Genomic DNA, 18,415 nt, shown 5'->3' with positions numbered 1-18,415 from the left:
GGCAGGCTCTCGTCAAAGGTCTTGGATAATGATGGATGGCGTATGCAGTGCTGGCTACCGCTGGTTTGTTACCTCTGGCGTATGCGCGGGCGATTGCCAGCAGGCAATGCCGAATTGGCCAAGCAGTTCGGCCGTTTCACTGAGGGGCAAACCGACCACCGCCGAGTAGCTGCCGGAAAGGCCGGTGACGAACACCGCGCCCAAGCCCTGGATGGCATAGCCGCCGGCCTTGTCCGCGGGCTCGCCGCTGGCCCAGTAGCGTTGCGCTTCCTCGGCGCTGATCGCACGGAAGCGCACCTTGCTGGTGACGCACAGGCTGTGCACGCGCTGGCCATCGCTCAGGGCGACCGCGGTCAAAACCTGGTGCTCGCGGCCCGAAAGGTCGGCCAGCATGGCCAGGGCATCTTCGCGGTTTTCCGGTTTGCCGAGAATACGACCATCGAGCACCACGGCAGTGTCTGCACCCAGCACCACAGCCCGATTTTCCAGGGCCGCGGTGTGGCTATTCGCGGGCGCGCCCGCTCCCACAGGGACGGCGCTGCCCTCCAGGCCATCATCGGACCTGTGGGAGCGGGCATGCCCGCGAATGGCCTGCACTGGATGTTCCAGGCTGGCCAGGCCAGCGGCAGCCTTGGCCCGGGCCAGGCGCTCGACGTAGGCCGGGGCGCTTTCATCAGGCAATGGGGTTTCATCGATGGGGGCACTGACGACGCTGAACGGCACACCGATCTGGGCCAGCAGTTCACGACGACGGGGCGAGCCGGAGGCCAGGTATAGCGGGGTCATGCAGACATCTCCCTGTCAGTCGCGGCGGCGCCGTCAGTTGATATGCAAGCGTCGGCGCAGGTCGCGCAGGGCGAAGCTGATCCACGGCCAGAGCAAGGCACTGATTACCGCCGACCAGACCAACGCCAGGGTGGGCAGGCGGTTGCCGGTCAGCGCGCTGAGCCACAGCTGGATCAGCTGGGCAATGCCGAAGATCACCAGGATCACCAGGCTCTGCTGCCACATGGGGAACATGCGCAGGCGCTGCTGCAACGACAGCACCAGGAAGGTGATGAGGGTGAGGATCAGCGCGTTCTGCCCCAGCAGGGTGCCGTACAGCACGTCCTCGGCCAGGCCCAGCACGAACGCGGTGGTCATGCCGACCTTGTTCGGTACGGCGAGGGTCCAGAACGACACCAGCAAGGCCAGCCACATGGGCCGGAACACTTCCATGAACTGCGGCATGGGCGAGACGCTGAGCAGCAGGCCGATGGCGAAAGTCAGCCAGATGACCCAGCCGTTGTTGCGGCGTGATGCAGCCATCATTGCCTCCGGGGGTGAGCGGGTGCGGCAGACGCGGCAGCCGGCGTGGCAGGTGCGGCCGCCGGAGCTGCAGGCTGCGCAGCCGGGGCTGCCGGTGTCGCTGGTGTGGCCGCTGGTGTGGCCGGCGTGGCAGGGGCGCTGCCAGCTGGTGCGCCCTGCTCGCCCGTCGTGGCCGGCTGGCCTGCGGCCGAGGTGCCCTTGCGGTCAGCCTCTTCCTGGGCAATGGCGGCATCGGTGGCGCGCTGTTCCGGGCTGCGCCGGTCGCTGAACACCAGCAGCATGTAGCGGCTGCGGTTGAGCGCGGCGGTAGGGATGGCACGAACGATGGCGAACGGCTGGCCGGAATCGTGGATCACTTCGTTGACCGTGGCCACCGGGTAGCCGGCCGGGAACCGTTGCCCCATGCCGGAACTGACCAGCAGGTCGCCTTCCTTGATGTCGGCGGTATCGGCCACATGGCGCAGCTCCAGGCGCTCCGGGTTGCCGGTGCCGCTGGCGATGGCGCGCAGGCCGTTGCGGTTGACCTGCACCGGGATGCTATGGGTGGTATCGGTCAGCAACAGTACCCGCGAGGTGTAGGGCATCAGCTCGACCACCTGGCCCATCAGGCCACGGGCATCGAGCACCGGCTGGCCAAGGAACACGCCATCACGCTCGCCCTTGTTGATCAGGATGCGGTGGGTGAACGGGTTGGGGTCGACACCGATCAGCTCGGCCACCTCGACCTTTTCGTTGACCAGCGCCGAGGAGTTGAGCAGTTCGCGCAGGCGCACGTTCTGCTCGGTCAGGGCCGCCAGCTTCTGCAGGCGCCCCTGCAGCAGCAGGGCTTCGGTCTTGAGCTTCTCGTTCTCGGCGATCAGTTCGGTGCGGCTGCCGAACTGGCCGGCCACACCTTGCCACGCACGCTGCGGCAGGTCGGTGATCCAGTACGACTCCATGAGTACCAGGCCCATCTGGCTGCGCACTGGTTTGAGCACGTCGAAGCGCGCGTCGACAACCATCAACGCGACCGACATCACCACCAGGACGAGCAGGCGAACGCCCAGCGAAGGGCCCTTGGAGAAAAGCGGTTTAATGGGCCGTTCCTCGTGGACGACTCAGGAGGTCATTGGACATGGGACAACGCACCAGCCTGGTTGCGGGTTGACGGATACAGCGCCCCAAACGGGCGCCAGCCCAGCACATACAGGTAGCACTGTGCGTACTACCTGTAAACCGGGGCTCGTGAACAGCGAGCGGAATCACTCGCTGGAGAGCAGGTCCATCGCGTGCTTGTCCATCATCTCCAGGGCGCGACCACCGCCACGGGCGACACAGGTCAGCGGGTCTTCGGCGACGATCACCGGCAGGCCGGTTTCCTGGGCCAGCAGCTTGTCCAGGTCACGCAGCAGGGCGCCACCACCGGTCAGCACCAGGCCACGCTCGGCGATGTCCGAGGCCAGCTCGGGCGGCGATTGCTCCAGGGCACTCTTGACCGCCTGGACGATGGTCGCCAGGGACTCCTGCAGCGCTTCGAGCACTTCGTTGGAGTTCAGGGTGAAGGCACGCGGTACGCCCTCGGCCAGGTTGCGGCCGCGCACATCGACTTCGCGTACTTCGCCGCCCGGGTAGGCGGTACCGATTTCCTGCTTGATGCGCTCGGCGGTGGACTCGCCGATCAGGCTGCCGTAGTTGCGGCGCACGTAGGTGACGATGGCTTCATCGAAGCGGTCGCCGCCAACGCGGACGGACTCGGCATAGACCACGCCGTTCAGGGAGATGAGCGCGATTTCAGTGGTACCACCACCGATATCGACGACCATCGAGCCGCGGGCTTCTTCGACCGGCAGGCCGGCACCGATGGCGGCGGCCATCGGCTCTTCGATCAGGAACACTTCACGGGCACCGGCACCCAGCGCCGATTCGCGAATGGCGCGGCGCTCTACCTGGGTCGACTTGCACGGCACGCAGATCAGCACGCGCGGGCTCGGCTGCAGGAAGCTGTTCTCGTGAACCTTGTTGATAAAATATTGCAACATTTTTTCGCAGACGCTGAAGTCGGCGATGACGCCGTCCTTCATCGGACGAATGGCAGCAATGTTGCCAGGCGTACGGCCCAGCATGCGCTTGGCTTCGGTACCGACGGCGACGACGCTTTTCTGGTTGCCATGGGTACGGATGGCAACAACCGAGGGCTCATTCAGGACGATACCGCGCTCACGCACGTAAATAAGGGTGTTGGCAGTACCCAGGTCGATGGACAGATCGCTGGAAAACATGCCACGCAGTTTCTTGAACATGGGAAAGTGACCCTGGGGAAAGCGTGGGTAAAAAAGTGCGGCAAACTCTAACAATGGCAGGGATTTTGGGCAAGGAGCCAATATGTTAAATTGGCTGTTTTTCCGAGCACGCCAGCAGAATTTCGCGGCCGTTAGACCGCCAGAAAGCTGACATGTTCCTCACTGCGGACCCAAATTCCGGTCTTTGTTTCCCCTGGAGATCCCCATGGCGCTTGAACGCTGCGACGTGGAAAAGATCGCCCATCTGGCCCGTCTGGGCCTGAATGATGGCGAACTGCCACGCATTACTGACGCACTGAACAGCATTCTCGGGCTGGTCGACCAGATGCAAGCGGTCGACACTACCGGCATCGAGCCACTGGCCCACCCCCTGGAGGCCAGCCAGCGCCTGCGTCCCGACCAGGTCACCGAAAGCAACCAGCGCGACGCCTACCAGGCCATCGCGCCGTCGACCGAAAGCGGTCTGTACCTGGTTCCCAAAGTCATCGAGTAAGGGATAGAGCCTGCCATGCATCAATTGACCCTGGCCGAGATCGCCCGCGGACTCGCCGACAAGTCGTTTTCCTCCGAAGAGCTGACCGGCGCCCTGCTGGCGCGCATCAAGCAGCTCGACCCGCAGATCAACAGCTTCATCAGCGTCACCGAAGACCTGGCCCTGGGCCATGCGCGTGCCGCCGACGCCCGTCGCGCCGCCGGCGAAACCGGCGCGCTGCTGGGTGCCCCGATCGCCCACAAGGACCTGTTCTGCACCAACGGCGTACGCACCAGCTGCGGCTCGAAGATGCTCGACAACTTCAAGGCGCCGTATGACGCCACCGTGGTTGCCAAGCTGGCCGAAGCCGGCATGGTCACCCTGGGCAAGACCAACATGGACGAATTCGCCATGGGTTCGGCCAACGAATCCAGCCACTACGGCGCGGTGAAGAACCCATGGAACCTCGAGCACGTCCCGGGCGGCTCGTCGGGCGGTTCGGCCGCGGCAGTGGCTGCACGCCTGCTGCCAGCCACCACCGGCACCGACACCGGCGGCTCGATCCGCCAACCGGCGGCACTGACCAACCTCACCGGCCTCAAGCCGACCTACGGCCGCGTGTCGCGCTGGGGCATGATCGCCTACGCCTCCAGCCTCGACCAGGGTGGCCCGCTGGCCCGTACCGCCGAAGACTGCGCCCTGCTGCTGCAAGGCATGGCCGGTTTCGACGCCAAGGACTCCACCAGCATCGAAGAGCCGGTGCCGGACTACAGCGCCAACCTGAATGCTTCGCTGCAGGGCCTGCGCATCGGCCTGCCGAAGGAGTACTTCGGTGCCGGCCTCGACCCACGCATCGCCGACCTGGTCCAGGCCAGCGTCAAGGAGCTGGAAAAGCTCGGCGCGGTGGTCAAGGAAATCAGCCTGCCGAACATGCAGCACGCCATCCCGGCCTACTACGTGATCGCCCCCGCTGAAGCCTCGTCCAACCTGTCGCGTTTCGACGGCGTGCGCTTCGGCTACCGCTGCGAAAACCCGAAAGACCTCACCGACCTGTACAAGCGTTCGCGTGGCGAAGGCTTCGGTGTCGAAGTGCAGCGCCGCATCATGGTCGGCACCTACGCCCTGTCGGCCGGCTACTACGACGCCTACTACGTGAAGGCGCAGCAGATCCGCCGCCTGATCAAGAACGACTTCATGGCCGCCTTCAACGACGTCGACCTGATCCTCGGCCCGACTACGCCGAACCCGGCCTGGAAGCTCGGCGCCAAGAGCAGCGACCCGGTCGCCGCCTATCTGGAAGACGTCTACACCATCACCGCCAACCTGGCGGGCCTGCCGGGCCTGTCGATGCCGGCCGGCTTCGTCGATGGCTTGCCGGTCGGCGTGCAGCTGCTGGCGCCATACTTCCAGGAAGGCCGCCTGCTCAACGTCGCGCACCGCTACCAGCAAGTGACCGACTGGCACACCCGCGCCCCCAACGGCTTCTGAGGAATTCACACATGCAATGGGAAGTTGTGATCGGGCTGGAAATCCACACTCAGCTCGCCACCCAGTCGAAGATCTTCTCCGGCAGCGCCACCACCTTCGGTTCCGAGCCGAACACCCAGGCCAGCCTGGTTGACCTGGGCATGCCTGGCGTACTGCCGGTGCTGAACCAGGAAGCCGTGCGCATGGCGTGCATGTTCGGCCTGGCCATCGATGCCGAGATCGGCAAGCGCAACGTGTTCGCGCGCAAGAACTACTTCTACCCGGACCTGCCCAAGGGCTACCAGATCAGCCAGATGGACCTGCCGATCGTCGGCAAGGGCCACCTGGACATCGCCCTGGAAGACGGCACCATCAAGCGCATCGGGGTAACCCGCGCGCACCTGGAAGAAGACGCCGGCAAGAGCCTGCACGAAGACTTCAGCGGCTCCACCGGCATCGACCTTAACCGTGCCGGCACCCCGCTGCTGGAAATCGTCTCCGAGCCTGACATGCGCAGCGCCAAGGAAGCCGTGGCCTACGTCAAGGCGATCCACGCGCTGGTGCGTTACCTGGGCATCTGCGACGGCAACATGGCCGAAGGCTCGCTGCGTTGCGACTGCAACGTGTCGATCCGCCCGAAAGGCCAGGCCGAGTTCGGCACCCGCTGCGAGATCAAGAACGTCAACTCGTTCCGCTTCATCGAGCGCGCGATCAACAGCGAGATCCAGCGCCAGATCGACCTGATCGAGGACGGCGGCAAGGTGGTACAGGAAACCCGCCTGTACGACCCGAACAAGGACGAGACCCGCTCCATGCGCAGCAAGGAGGAAGCCAACGACTACCGTTACTTCCCCGACCCGGACCTGCTGCCGGTGGTGATCGAGGACAGCTTCCTCGAAACCGTCCGCGCCGGCTTGCCGGAACTGCCGACGCAGAAGGTCGAGCGCTTCCAGAACCAGTACGGCCTGTCGGCCTACGACGCCAACGTGCTGGCATCCAGCCGCGAACAGGCGGACTACTTCGAGGAAGTGGTGAAGATCGGTGGCGATGCCAAGCTGGCAGCCAACTGGGTGATGGTCGAGCTGGGCAGCCTGCTGAACAAGCTGGGCATCGAGATCGACCAGGCGCCGGTCAGCGCCGCACAGCTGGGCGGCATGTTGCTGCGGATCCGCGACAACACCATCAGCGGCAAGATCGCCAAGACCGTGTTCGAGGCCATGGCCGCCGGTGAAGGCGATGCTGACAGCATCATCGAAAGCAAAGGCCTGAAGCAGGTCACCGATACCGGTGCGATCGACAAGATGCTCGACGAAGTGCTGGCGGCCAACGCCGAGCAGGTCGAACAGTACCGCGCAGCCGACGAGGCCAAGCGCGGCAAGATGTTCGGCTTCTTCGTCGGCCAGGCGATGAAAGCCTCCAAAGGCAAGGCCAACCCGGGGCAAGTGAACCAATTGCTCAAGGCCAAGCTCGAAGGGTGATTGTTTTACCCCTGTAGTCCTGCGAGGGCTTCGCCCTCGTTCGCGGCTAAAGCCGCTCCCACAGGTACAGCGCCGCTCGCCAGTGCAGCGCCGTACCTGTGGGAGCGGCTTTAGCCGCGAATGGCCGCACCGGAGCATTCGAATTGCTAAAGCGATCCCTGAGCACCCTCGCCCTCTTCTCCCTGCTGGCCGGCTGCGCCAGCCAGGACATCGACGTCGACCCCGACGGTTACGACAAGACCGGCACCGCTTCCTATTACGGCGCGCGCCACCACGGCAAACGCACCGCCAGCGGCGAACCGTTCAACCAGCATGGCCTCACCGCCGCCCACCGCAGCCTGCCCTTCGGCACCCGGGTACGGGTTACCAACCTGGCCAACCAGCGCAGCGTCGTGGTGCGCATCAACGACCGTGGCCCACATACCCGCGGCCGCCTGATCGATCTTTCACGTGCCGCCGCAGAAAAAATCGGCATGATCCGTAGCGGAACCGCGCGCGTGCGAGTACAAGGGCTTAGCGACTGACGCGACAGGAGTCCGACCATTTTCGACCTGGCTACCCTTCCCACCTCCAGCCTCCTGCAACTGGGCATCGCCCTGCTGTTGCTGGTCGGCGGTGCCGAACTGCTGGTACGCGCAGCCCTGCGCCTGGCCCAGCGCCTGCACGTACGCCCGCTGATCATCGGCCTTAGCCTGGTGGCCTTCGGCAGCACTGCCCCGCAAATGACCGTGAGCCTGCAGGCCGCCTACCAAGGCGCACCGGATGTGGCGGTGGGCAGCGTGATCGGCAGCAACATCTTCAACGTACTGGTCATTCTCGGCCTGGCCGCACTGATCATCCCGCTGCGCGTGTCGCGGCAACTGGTGCGCCTGGACATCCCACTGATGATCATCGCCAGCGGCCTGGTCTACGCGTTATCCGCCAACGGCCACCTGGGCCGGGTCGAAGGGGTGTTGCTGCTGACCGGCCTGGTCGGCTACCTGGCAATGCTTTGGCACCAGTCGCGCCACTACGCCCGCACCTACCCCGCACCGGCCACCGTCACCAGCAGCACCGGGCGCTTCTGGTCGGGCACGCTGCTGCAGGTGCTGGCCGGCCTGGGCCTGCTGAGCCTGGCGGGTCACTTGTTGCTGGAAGCCGCCGTGGAGGTGGCCACCGACCTGGGGCTGTCCGAGCGCATCATCGGCCTGACCATCGTTGCCATCTGCACTTCCCTGCCGGAACTGGCCGCTGCGCTGATCGCCGCCCTGCGCGGTGAACGGGAAATCGCCGTGGGTACGGTGATAGGCAGCAACCTGTTCAACCTGCTGGCGGTGCTGGGCCTGACCGCACTGGTCACTCCCGAGCCGCTGTCGATCTCGCCCAACGCCTTGGCCTTCGACCTGCCGGTAATGCTGGGTGTTGCTGCGCTGAGCCTGCCGGTGTTCTATTCCGGTTACCGAATCACCCGCGCCGAAGGCCTGGTGTTCCTCTGCCTGTACCTGGCCTATGGGCTGCACGTGGCGGCGTTCACCATGGGCATGCCACTGGCCGGCCGCCTGGAGCGGTTGATGCTGTTCTACGTACTGCCGGTGCTCGCCATGGTGTTGCTGTACACCACCGCACGAGCCTGGCGTCGCCAACACTAAGGAAAACAACATGGCTGATAGCAAGAAAACCGGCGAACAGATTCGGCGCCAGGTGATGGGCGATGCGTTCGTCGACCGCGCCCTGGGCAATGCCACCGACTTTACCCAACCGCTGCAGGACTTCGTCAACGAACATGCCTGGGGCAGCGTGTGGGCCCGCGACGGGCTGCCGTTGAAAACCCGCAGCCTGATTACCCTGGCCACGCTGACCGCACTCAAGTGCCCGCAAGAGCTCAAGGGGCATGTGCGCGGGGCGCTGAACAATGGCTGTACGGTGGAGGAAATTCGCGAAGCGCTGCTGCATTGCGCGGTGTATGCGGGGGTGCCGGCGGCGATTGATGCGTTCCGTGCGGCACAGGAAGTGATCGACAGTTATCAATAGGTAGCCTGTGCCGGCCTCTTCGCGGGTAATCCCGCTCCCACAGGTACTGCACAGGTTTCAGTGCCTGTGGAGCCCCTGTGGGAGCGGGTTTACCCGCGAAGAGGCCGGTACTGTGTTACCTACCTGGCCTGGCGAGCCTTCTTCATCTTGAAGGCCACCCACAGCACCAGGATCCACCCCGGAATCAGCATCACCGAGATGCGAATCGGCGGGGTCAGGTACATCACCACCAGGATCAGCACGATGAACGCCAGGCACAGGTAGTTGGTGACCGGGTGCCCCCAGCTCTTGTAAAACGGGGTAATCCCGGCCGCCAGCTTGGCCTTGCGGAACTTCAGGTGGGTGATGCTGATGCTCGCCCAGTTGATCACCAGCGCCGACACCGCCAGGGCCATCAGCAAACCAAAGGCTTCACCCGGCATCAGGTAGTTGATCAGTACGCACAGTCCGGTGGCGAAAGCCGACACACCCAGTGCGGTCAGCGGCACGCCGCTACGGCTTACCTTCAGCAACTGACGCGGTGCGTCGCCCTGGCTGGCCAGGCCGAACAGCATGCGGCTGTTGGCGTACACGCAGCTGTTATACACCGACAGCGCGGCCGTCAGCACCACGATATTGAGGATGGTCGCCACCAGGTCACTGTCCAGTTCGTGGAAGATCATCACGAACGGGCTGCCACCCTGCACCACCTTCTGCCACGGGTACAGCGACAGCAGCACCGCCAGGGCACCGATATAGAAGATGAGGATGCGGTACACCACCTGGTTGGTGGCCTTGGGGATGCTCTGACGCGGGTTGTCGGCCTCGGCGGCGGTAATGCCCACCAGCTCCAGGCCACCGAACGAGAACATGATCACTGCCAGTGCCATCACCAGGCCGGTGACGCCGTTGGGGAAGAAGCCGCCGTACTGCCAGAGGTTGGCCACGCTGGCGTCCGGGCCGCCATGGCCGCTGGTCAGCAGCCAGGCGCCGAAGCCGATCATGCTGACGATGGCCACCACCTTGACCAGGGCGAACCAGAACTCCATCTCGCCGTAGACCTTCACCTGGGTCAGGTTGATCAGGTTGATCACCACGAAGAAGATCGCCGCCGTGGCCCAGGTGGGGAAGCCGGGCCACCAGTACTGCACGTAGATACCCACCGCTGTCAGCTCGGCCATGCCGACCAGTACGTACACCACCCAGTAGTTCCAGCCCGAGACGAAGCCGGCGAACTCGCTCCAGTACTGGTGGGCGAAGTGGCTGAAGCTGCCGGCCACCGGCTCTTCCACCACCATTTCGCCGAGCTGGCGCATGATCAGGAAGGCCATCAGGCCGGCAATGGCGTAGCCCAGCAGGACGGAAGGGCCGGCCAGCTGGATGGTCTGGGCGATGCCCAGGAACAACCCGGTACCGATGGCCCCGCCCAGCGCGATCAGCTGGATATGGCGATTCTTCAGCCCGCGCTGTAACCGCTCGGGCGTGCTCTGGTCTTGCATGAAGTGTCCTTTAGCTCAGTGAGGCTGTGTTTTTTGTGTTGTTTGCAGTCAAGGATCTAGATCCATCCGCCCCACTGCAAGATGAAAATACCAATGTTGGTGGTGATCGCCGCCATTAGCGTGGTAATCACGATGATCGACGCCGCCAGCTCATGGTTGCCGTTGGCCGCCCGCGCCATGACGTAGCTGGCCGCTGCGGTCGGGCTGCCGATGTACAGGAACAGGATGCCCAGCTCGGCCCCGCGGAAGCCGCATAGCCAGGCGCCGAGGGTGCCGAGCAGCGGTAGCCAGACCATCTTCACCAGGCTGGCGTCGATGGCCAGCCTGCCACTGTCGCGCAGTGCCGCCAGCGACAGCGTGCCTCCGATGCAGATCAGCGCCAGCGGCAGGGTCATCTGCGCCAGGTAGTCGCCCGAGGTCAGCAGCCAGTTGGGCAGCGGCACCTGGCCGTACGCCATGGGCGTGGCCACCAGCACACTGATGATCAGCGGGTTGCTGAGGATGCTCTTGCAGATGCTCCACGGGTCGGACTTCAGGTCCGGGCTGTACACCGCCAGCACCACTGCCGACAGCGAGTTGTACATGAGGATGACCAGGCCGGCGAGCACCGCACCCAGGGAGATGCCGTAGTCGCCATAGAGACTGGCGGCCAGGGCCAGGCCGATCACACCGTTGTTGCCGCGGAATGCGCCTTGGGTATAGATGCCCCGGTCGGCCAGCGGGCTGCGCCAGATGGCCAGGCCCCAGGCAATGGCGAAGCCGGCCAGGGTGGCGACGATGAAATAGAGAAGGACGCCGGGTTTGACCGCCGTGGCCAGGTCGGCGTGATAGATACCGAGGAACAGCAGCGCCGGCATGCACACGTTAAACACCAGCTGCGAGGCGACGCGGTTGAAATTGTCGTCGATCAGGCGGATACGTTTGAGCAGCACGCCCATGAACAGCATGGCGAAGACCGGGGCCGTGATGTTCAGTGTCTGGATAAGAAGGGCGAGCATGCGCAAGCGATCCTGAAGGGGTTGCCGTTAGGGGGCTAATGATACGCCAACGGCCGGGAGTTGCGGGGATCGCGGGGTGATAAAGAGAAGTTTCTGTCAGTTACGGCCCTTTCGCGGGTAAACCCGCTCCCACAGGTACTGCACAGGTCTTGAGGCTTGTGAAATACCTGTGGGAGCGGGTTTACCCGCGAAGAGGCCGGTACTGCCAGTACTGAATCAGCGCCGAACCGGGCGCTTCTGCAGTTTGCGCTGCAAGGTCCGCCGGTGCATGCCCAGCGCCCGGGCGGTGGCCGAGATATTGCCTTCGTGCTCGTTCAGCACCCGCTGGATGTGTTCCCACTGCAAGCGGTCGACCGACATCGGGTTTTCCGGCACCAGGGTGTCCAGGTCGGTGTGCTCCGACAGCAGCGCCGCCAGCACATCATCGGCATCGGCCGGCTTGCACAGGTAGTTGCAGGCACCGCGCTTGACCGCTTCCACCGCGGTGGCAATGCTCGAGTAACCGGTCAGGATCACCACGCGCATTTCCGGGTCCAGTTCCAGCAGCTTGGGCAGCAGCACCAGCCCGGAGTCGCCGTCCATCTTCAGGTCCAGCGTGGCGTAGTCCGGCAGGTCCTGCTGGGCCAGGATCAACCCTTCTTCGGCAGAGCTGGCGGTGCTCACGCGGAAACCGCGGCGGCTCATGGCACGGGCCATGACCCGGGTGAAGGTGGCATCGTCATCCACCAGCAGCAGGTGCGGCAGCTCTTCGCCTTCGACCTGGTTTTCTTCGCTCATCATTCATCTCCTCGCTTGCCATAGGGCAGGCGCAGTTCGGTCAGGGTGCCACCCTGTTCATGACTATAGAGTTTCACCGAACCGCCCGCACGGGTCACGCTGGCCTTGCTCAAGAACAGGCCCAGGCCGAAGCCTTTGCCTTTGGTGGTAATGAAGGGTTTGCCGATGGCTTCGGCGATGGCCGGCGGCACGCCGGGGCCATGGTCACGGATGCTGATGACGATGTCATGGGCGTCCCAGTCCAGGCGCACTTCAAGGTCATCGGGGCAGGCATCGGCGGCATTGTTCAACAGGTTCAACAGCGCCTGGGTCAGGTCCGGCGGCGGGGTCAGGCGCGGCACCTGGCCGTCGCGCAGGCGCTGGAAGCGGTAGCTGGCTTCCGGGCGCATCAGGTGCCAACGGTTGAGCGCCTCGTCCAGCCAGGCCGTCACGTCCTGCTCCACAACGGCCAGGCGGCGGTTGGCTTCGGCGGCGCGTACCAGCTGTTGCAGGGTTTCCTTGCACAGTTTCACCTGGTCCTGAAGGATCTGCAGGTCTTCCTGCAGCAGCGGGTCGGCGTGGTCCTGGCGCATTTCGTTCAGCAGCACGCTCATGGTCGCCAACGGCGTGCCCAGCTCATGGGCGGCACCGGCGGCCTGGGTGGCCACGGCCAGCAGCTGCTCGTCGCGCAGGCTTTCTTCACGCCGCTCGGAACGCAGCTGCTCCTGGCGGCGCAGCTCTTCGGCCATGCGCGCGGCAAAGAAGGTGATCACTGCGGCGGCCAGGGCAATGCTCAACCACATGCCATAGACCTGCATCTTGTCCCGCGCCATCGGCAGGCCTTCGAGCGGGTAGAACTGCACCAGCAGCAGGCTGTAGGCGGTCAGGGCAATGCCCGAGAGAATCAGCGAATACAACCACGGCAGGGTCACCGCGGCGATCGCCAGCGGCACCAGGTAATACGACACGAACGGGTTGGTCGAGCCGCCGGAGTAATACAGCAAGGCACTGTGGATCAGCAGGTCGCAGGCCAGTTGCAGGGCGTACTCCAGCTCGGTGACCGGCAACGACAGGCGCAGGCGCAGCGCCGTGAAGGCGCACAGCAGCGAAGACAAGGCCAAGGTGCCGGCAAGCGACAGCCAGGGCAAGGGCAGCAGTTCGGTCCAGTAGGCGACGCCCACGGAGCCGGCCTGGGCAGCCAGGACCAGGACCCGAATGACGGTCAGGCGCCAGAGGTTCTGGCGAGTAGCGGACAGCGGTTGTACGGCGGCGAGCATGAGCTCTCCTGATGAGTGCTCCAGAAAAATCGGCTGGAGTATACCGAAGCCAGGCGCCTCGCTGCAGCGATGCGGCAAAGCGCCACACTTTGTCACAGGTTGATGATGGCACTTTTGAACCCACTACACTGTTGCCGGTCTGATGGGCCATGCGTGGAATGGATGACCACAACCCACGCCTTATATTGCCAAGGAGTACCACATGCAAATCCCACGTCGCGGCACCGCCCTGATCCTGTCCTGCGGCCTGCTCGCCAGCCTGCCGGCGCTGGCTGCCGATGAGCCGCGCTACAACCAGGTCTCGCTGCGTGCCGAAGTCAGCAAGGAAGTGGCGCGTGACCTGATGGTCGTTACCCTGTACAGCGAAGCGCAGAACACCGATCCGGGCAAGCTCGCCAAGCAGATCACCGAAACCATGAACAAGGCCGTACAGCAGTCGCGCCAGGTCAAGGACGTGAAGATCAGCCAGGGCAGCCGCAACAGCTACCCGGTATATGACAGCAAGGGCCAGAAGATCACCGGCTGGCGCGAGCGCGCCGAGTTGCGCCTGGAAAGCGCCAACTTCCCGGCCCTGTCGCAGCTGACCGCCGACCTGCTGCAAGAGCTGAAGATGGGTGGCATGGACTTCTCCATCGCCCCGGCCACGCGCAAGGCCAGCGAGGATGCACTGCTCAAGGATGCCGTGGATGCCTTCAAGGCGCGCGCCCAGCTGGCTACCGAAGCGCTGGGTGGCAAGGGCTACAAAGTGGTCAGCCTGAACCTCAACAGCAGCGGTTACCCACGCCCGTACCTGCGCAGTGCACCGATGGCGATGAAGGCCATGGGGGCTGATGAGTCGGCACCGGCGCCGGATATCGAGGCCGGGACCAGTGAAGTGAGCATGAATGCCGATGGCCTGATCGAAGTGCAGATGCCTTGAGTTCGCCGGGGGCGCATTGCGCCCCTATCGCCGGCAAGCCAGCTCCCACAGATACACCACAGGTTTCAGCCCTTGTGTTGTACCTGTGGGAGCTGGCTTGCCGGCGATAAGGTCAGTCGAAAAAACGCAGATTCAGACCTTTCCTACGCACCAAATAGGTGCTTCCTACACTAACCCCGCCTCGAAACATCCCGCAAAAAGCCATCATTTTGCCTGCGCAAACGTTTAACTTCCCTGGAAGTTATATCAATGCGACATCCATGTACGACCGTACCACTTTTCTGACGTCAACTATCCCTCTGCATATTGCATTGGGAACAGCCCCTGCATAAGTATCCGCAGGTCGGCTCACGAGGCCACCTCAATCGAAAAATGACAACAATGAGGCCACCATGCTCAAACACGCAGTCATTCCGTTCCTGCTAGGCGCAGGCTTGCTCTCCGGCGCACCGTCGGCCCTCGCCGCGTCCAACCTGGTGTTCTGCTCCGAAGGCAGCCCGGCCGGCTTCGACCCAGGCCAATACACCACAGGGACTGACTTCGACGCCTCGGCCGAGACCGTGTTCAACCGCCTGACCCAGTTCGAACGTGGCGGCACTGCAGTCATCCCGGGTCTGGCGACCAAGTGGGAAGTCTCCGACGACGGAAAGACCTACACCTTCCACCTGCGCGAAGGGGTCAAGTTCCACACCACCGACTACTTCAAGCCCACCCGCAACTTCAACGCCGACGATGTGCTGTTCACCTTCAACCGCATGCTCGACAAGAACCACCCGTTCCGCAAGGCCTACCCCACCGAGTTCCCGTACTTCACCGACATGGGCATGGACAAGAACATCGCCAAGCTGGAGAAGCTCGACGAGCACACGGTCAAGTTCACCCTCAACGAAGTCGACGCCGCGTTCATCCAGAACCTGGCCATGAGCTTCGCCTCGATCCAGTCCGCCGAATACGCCGACCAGCTGCTCAAGGACGGCAAGGCCGCCGACATCAACCAGAAGCCGATCGGCACCGGCCCGTTCGTGTTCAGCAAGTACCAGAAGGACGCGCAGATCCGCTTCAAGGGCAACAAGGACTACTGGCAACCCGATGACGTGAAGATCGACAACCTGATCTTCGCCATCACCACCGACGCCTCGGTGCGCATGCAGAAGCTGAAGAAGAACGAGTGCCAGGTCACCCTCTTCCCGCGCCCGGCCGACATCCAGCCGCTGAAGCAGGATCCCAAGCTGCAGATGCCGCAGCAAGCCGGCTTCAACCTCGGCTACATCGCCTACAACGTGATGGACAAGGTCAAGGGCAGCAACGAGGCCAACCCGCTGGCCCAGCTGAAAGTCCGCGAGGCGCTGGACATGGCCGTGGACAAGAAAAAGATCATCGAGTCGGTCTACCAGGGCGCCGGCCAACTGGCGGTCAACGCCATGCCGCCGACCCAATGGTCCTATGACGACAGCATCAAGGACGCGCCATTCGACCCTGAGAAAGCCAAGCAGCTGCTCAAGGAAGCCGGCATCAAGGAAGGCACCGAAATCACCCTGTGGGCGATGCCCGTGCAACGCCCGTACAACCCCAATGCCAAGCTGATGGCCGAGATGCTGCAATCCGACTGGGCCAAGGTCGGCATCAAGGCGAAGATCGTCAGCTATGAATGGGGCGAGTACATCAAGCGCTCCAAAGGCGGCGAACAAGGCGCCATGCTGATCGGCTGGAGCGGTGACAACGGTGACCCGGACAACTGGCTGGGCACCCTGTACGGCTGCGACGCCATGAGCGGCAACAACTTCTCCAAGTGGTGCTACAAGCCCTACGACGACCTGATCAAGCAGGCCAAGGCCACCTCCGACCAGGCCAAGCGCACCGAGCTGTACCAGCAGGCACAGCACATCCTCAAGGAGCAGGTGCCGATCACCCCGATCGCCCACTCCACCGTGTACCAGCCCATGAGCGCCAAGGTGAAGGACTTCAAGATCAGCCCGTTCGCGCTGAACTCCTTCTACGGCGTCAGCGTGGACAAATAGGCTAGCCAAGGCACCCGCCGAGCGGCGGGTGCCCCGCCATCCTCGTACCCTTTCATGTCGTCCCGCCGCCATCCGCAGCGGGGTCGGCGACCTGTTGCCGCCATTCGTACCCCGAGGCGGCGCAAACAGACGTAAAAGGACTTTCCATGCGCCATACCACCCGCCTTTCCGCCCTGCTGGCCCTGGGCCTGATCAGCCAATCGCCGGCCTTGCTGGCCAACAACCTGGTGTTCTGCTCCGAAGGCAGCCCCGCCGGCTTCGACACCGCCCAGTACACCAGCGCCACCGACAACGATGCCGCCGAACCGCTCTACAACCGCCTGGTCGAGTTCGAACGCGGCGGCACTGCCGTGCACCCTGCCCTGGCGACCCGCTGGGAGGTTTCCGAGGACGGCCTGCGCTACACCTTCCATCTGCGCGAAGGGGTGAAGTTCCACAGCAACAAGGCCTTTTCGCCGAGCCGCGACTTCAACGCCGACGACGTGCTGTTCACCTTCAACCGCATGCTCGACAGGAACCACCCGTTCCGCCAGGCCTACCCGACCGAGTTCCCCTATTTCATCAGCATGGGCCTGGACAAGAACATTGCCCGTGTCGAAAAGACCGACCCACTGACCGTGGTGTTCACCCTGAACAAGGTCGATGCCGCGTTCATCCAGAACCTGGCCATGAGCTTCGCTTCCATCCTGTCTGCCGAATACGCCGAACAGCTGATGGCCAGCGGGCGCCCCAGCGACATCAACCAGCAACCGATCGGCACCGGCCCGTTCGTGTTCCAGCGTTATCAGAAGGATTCGCAGATCCGCTACAAGGGCAACAAGGCCTATTGGTCACCGCAGGACGTGAAGATCGACAACCTGGTGTTCTCGATCAACATCGACCCTTCGGTGCGCATCCAGAAGCTGCGCCGCAACGAATGCCAGGTCACCCTGCACCCGCGCCCCGCCGACCTGCCGGCGCTCAAGGCCGACAGCAAACTGCAGGTGCTGCAGCAACCTGGCTTCAACCTCGGCTACATCGCCTACAACACCCAGCACCCACCGTTCGACCGCCTGGAAGTGCGCCAGGCCATGGACATGGCAGTGAACAAGCAGGCGATCATCCAGGCCGTGTACCAGGATTCCGGCCAGCTGGCAGTCAACGCCATGCCGCCGACCCAGTGGTCCTATGACGACAGTATCAAGGATGCCCCCTTCGACCCGGAAAAGGCCAAGCAGCTACTGCAGCAGGCCGGGGTCAAGCCGGGCACCGAGATCACCCTGTGGGCCATGCCGGTGCAGCGCCCGTACAACCCCAACGCCAAGCTGATGGCGGAAATGCTCCAGGCTGACTGGAGCAAGCTCGGCTTCAAGGTGCGCATTGTCAGCTACGAATGGGGCGAGTACCTCAAGCGCATGAAAAGCGGCGAGCACGATATCGCCCTGATCGGCTGGACCGGGGACAACGGTGACCCGGACAACTGGCTGGGCACCCTCTACAACTGCGATGCCATCGGCAGCAACAACTACTCGCTGTGGTGCGATCCGCAGTACGACAGCCTGGTCAAGCAGGCCAAGCAGGTCACCGACCGCACGCAGCGCACCGCCCTGTACCAGCAGGCCCAGCAGCGGCTCAAGCAACAGGTGCCGATTACCCCGGTGGCGCACTCCACGGTCAACCAACCGCTCAGCGTCAAGGTTTCCGAGTTCAAGGTCAGCCCGTTCGGGCGCAACGACTTTTCCGGTGTGAGTGTTGATTGAGCATTAGCCGGTACCGGCCTCTTCGCGGGCTTGCCCGCTCCCACAGGGTTCTCCTCAGGTTCACGAAACCTGTGGGAGCGGGCGCGCCCGCGAAGAGGCCGGCACAGCCAACACAACGCCCCGATTCTGCCCGGTGACCCCGGGCAACCCTGGCAACACCGCAGCAAGAAGCCCGGCCCACAAGGCCAGGCAATAACTAGAAGAACAGAAAGGGAG

Annotated in this window: 17 protein-coding genes; 9 read left to right on the top strand and 8 right to left on the bottom strand. The window is 63.8% G+C overall.

Going from position 1 to position 18,415, the window contains the following annotated elements; translation table 11 throughout:
• Positions 1 to 54: 54 nt before the first annotated feature.
• The 4 genes from ABX298_RS15470 to mreB all read right to left on the bottom strand — a co-directional run bounded on the left by ABX298_RS15470 (position 55) and on the right by mreB (position 3,587).
• Positions 55 to 786, bottom strand: a complete 732-nt coding sequence (locus ABX298_RS15470) for a nucleoside triphosphate pyrophosphatase (RefSeq protein ID WP_075043861.1) — start codon at positions 784 to 786, stop codon at positions 55 to 57.
• Between the two features lie 33 nt (positions 787 to 819).
• The gene (gene mreD / locus ABX298_RS15465; protein WP_015269051.1) at positions 820 to 1,308 is read right to left on the bottom strand and encodes a rod shape-determining protein MreD; all 489 of its coding nucleotides are present in this window, start codon (positions 1,306 to 1,308) and stop codon (positions 820 to 822) included.
• Positions 1,308 to 2,384, bottom strand: coding sequence for a rod shape-determining protein MreC (gene mreC, locus ABX298_RS15460; RefSeq protein WP_367394481.1), 1,077 nt, complete (start codon positions 2,382 to 2,384; stop codon positions 1,308 to 1,310). The genes mreD and mreC overlap by 1 nt, the downstream gene beginning before the upstream one ends.
• A gap of 165 nt (positions 2,385 to 2,549) precedes the next feature.
• A complete protein-coding gene (gene mreB / locus ABX298_RS15455) occupies positions 2,550 to 3,587 on the bottom strand; it encodes a rod shape-determining protein MreB (RefSeq protein ID WP_003255163.1) in 1,038 nt (345 codons plus the stop codon).
• Positions 3,588 to 3,792: 205 nt separating this feature from the next.
• On the opposite strand from mreB, the gene gatC reads away from it, so the two are divergent.
• From gatC to ABX298_RS15425, 6 genes are all read left to right on the top strand, one after another.
• On the top strand, positions 3,793 to 4,080 hold the full coding sequence (gene gatC / locus ABX298_RS15450) for an Asp-tRNA(Asn)/Glu-tRNA(Gln) amidotransferase subunit GatC (protein ID WP_003255165.1): 288 nt from the start codon (positions 3,793 to 3,795) through the stop codon (positions 4,078 to 4,080).
• A gap of 15 nt (positions 4,081 to 4,095) precedes the next feature.
• On the top strand, positions 4,096 to 5,547 hold the full coding sequence (gene gatA, locus ABX298_RS15445; protein ID WP_286101099.1) for an Asp-tRNA(Asn)/Glu-tRNA(Gln) amidotransferase subunit GatA: 1,452 nt from the start codon (positions 4,096 to 4,098) through the stop codon (positions 5,545 to 5,547).
• An 11-nt stretch (positions 5,548 to 5,558) separates the two neighbouring features.
• On the top strand, positions 5,559 to 7,004 hold the full coding sequence (gatB, locus tag ABX298_RS15440) for an Asp-tRNA(Asn)/Glu-tRNA(Gln) amidotransferase subunit GatB (RefSeq protein ID WP_013971062.1): 1,446 nt from the start codon (positions 5,559 to 5,561) through the stop codon (positions 7,002 to 7,004).
• A 143-nt stretch (positions 7,005 to 7,147) separates the two neighbouring features.
• Positions 7,148 to 7,528 carry a septal ring lytic transglycosylase RlpA family protein gene (locus ABX298_RS15435; RefSeq protein ID WP_025337810.1) on the top strand — a complete coding sequence of 127 codons (381 nt, stop codon included), beginning with the start codon at positions 7,148 to 7,150 and terminating at the stop codon, positions 7,526 to 7,528.
• 60 nt (positions 7,529 to 7,588) lie between these two features.
• Entirely contained in the window at positions 7,589 to 8,632 is a 1,044-nt protein-coding gene (locus ABX298_RS15430) for a calcium/sodium antiporter (protein WP_367394480.1), read from the top strand.
• Between the two features lie 10 nt (positions 8,633 to 8,642).
• Complete coding sequence (locus ABX298_RS15425; protein WP_046615782.1) at positions 8,643 to 9,014, top strand: carboxymuconolactone decarboxylase family protein; 372 nt, start codon at positions 8,643 to 8,645, stop codon at positions 9,012 to 9,014.
• 119 nt (positions 9,015 to 9,133) lie between these two features.
• Here ABX298_RS15425 and ABX298_RS15420 read toward each other — a convergent pair whose 3' ends face one another.
• The 4 genes from ABX298_RS15420 to ABX298_RS15405 form a co-directional block, all read right to left on the bottom strand.
• Positions 9,134 to 10,492: an amino acid permease gene (locus ABX298_RS15420; RefSeq protein WP_013971058.1), complete on the bottom strand. Its 1,359-nt coding sequence runs from the start codon at positions 10,490 to 10,492 to the stop codon at positions 9,134 to 9,136.
• Between the two features lie 56 nt (positions 10,493 to 10,548).
• Positions 10,549 to 11,490 carry an AEC family transporter gene (locus ABX298_RS15415; protein ID WP_075043854.1) on the bottom strand — a complete coding sequence of 314 codons (942 nt, stop codon included), beginning with the start codon at positions 11,488 to 11,490 and terminating at the stop codon, positions 10,549 to 10,551.
• Positions 11,491 to 11,706: 216 nt separating this feature from the next.
• Positions 11,707 to 12,267: a response regulator transcription factor gene (locus ABX298_RS15410; protein WP_025337806.1), complete on the bottom strand. Its 561-nt coding sequence runs from the start codon at positions 12,265 to 12,267 to the stop codon at positions 11,707 to 11,709.
• Positions 12,267 to 13,523 (bottom strand): ATP-binding protein, encoded by a 1,257-nt coding sequence (locus ABX298_RS15405; RefSeq protein WP_025337805.1) that lies wholly within the window; start codon positions 13,521 to 13,523, stop codon positions 12,267 to 12,269. Before ABX298_RS15405 ends, ABX298_RS15410 begins: the two co-directional genes overlap by 1 nt.
• A gap of 202 nt (positions 13,524 to 13,725) precedes the next feature.
• Between ABX298_RS15405 and ABX298_RS15400 the strand changes: the two genes are divergently transcribed.
• The 3 genes from ABX298_RS15400 (at position 13,726) to ABX298_RS15390 (ending at position 18,199) form a co-directional block, all read left to right on the top strand.
• On the top strand, positions 13,726 to 14,442 hold the full coding sequence (locus ABX298_RS15400; RefSeq protein WP_015269044.1) for an SIMPL domain-containing protein: 717 nt from the start codon (positions 13,726 to 13,728) through the stop codon (positions 14,440 to 14,442).
• 392 nt (positions 14,443 to 14,834) lie between these two features.
• The gene (locus tag ABX298_RS15395; protein ID WP_075043852.1) at positions 14,835 to 16,460 is read left to right on the top strand and encodes an ABC transporter substrate-binding protein; all 1,626 of its coding nucleotides are present in this window, start codon (positions 14,835 to 14,837) and stop codon (positions 16,458 to 16,460) included.
• A gap of 146 nt (positions 16,461 to 16,606) precedes the next feature.
• Positions 16,607 to 18,199 carry an ABC transporter substrate-binding protein gene (locus ABX298_RS15390; RefSeq protein WP_367393319.1) on the top strand — a complete coding sequence of 531 codons (1,593 nt, stop codon included), beginning with the start codon at positions 16,607 to 16,609 and terminating at the stop codon, positions 18,197 to 18,199.
• The last annotated feature ends 216 nt before the right edge of the window (positions 18,200 to 18,415 follow it).

This window comes from Pseudomonas sp. X4 (assembly GCF_040784925.1).
Classification (GTDB): domain Bacteria; phylum Pseudomonadota; class Gammaproteobacteria; order Pseudomonadales; family Pseudomonadaceae; genus Aquipseudomonas; species Aquipseudomonas putida_Z.
This window is presented reverse-complemented; position numbering and strand designations above follow the sequence as displayed.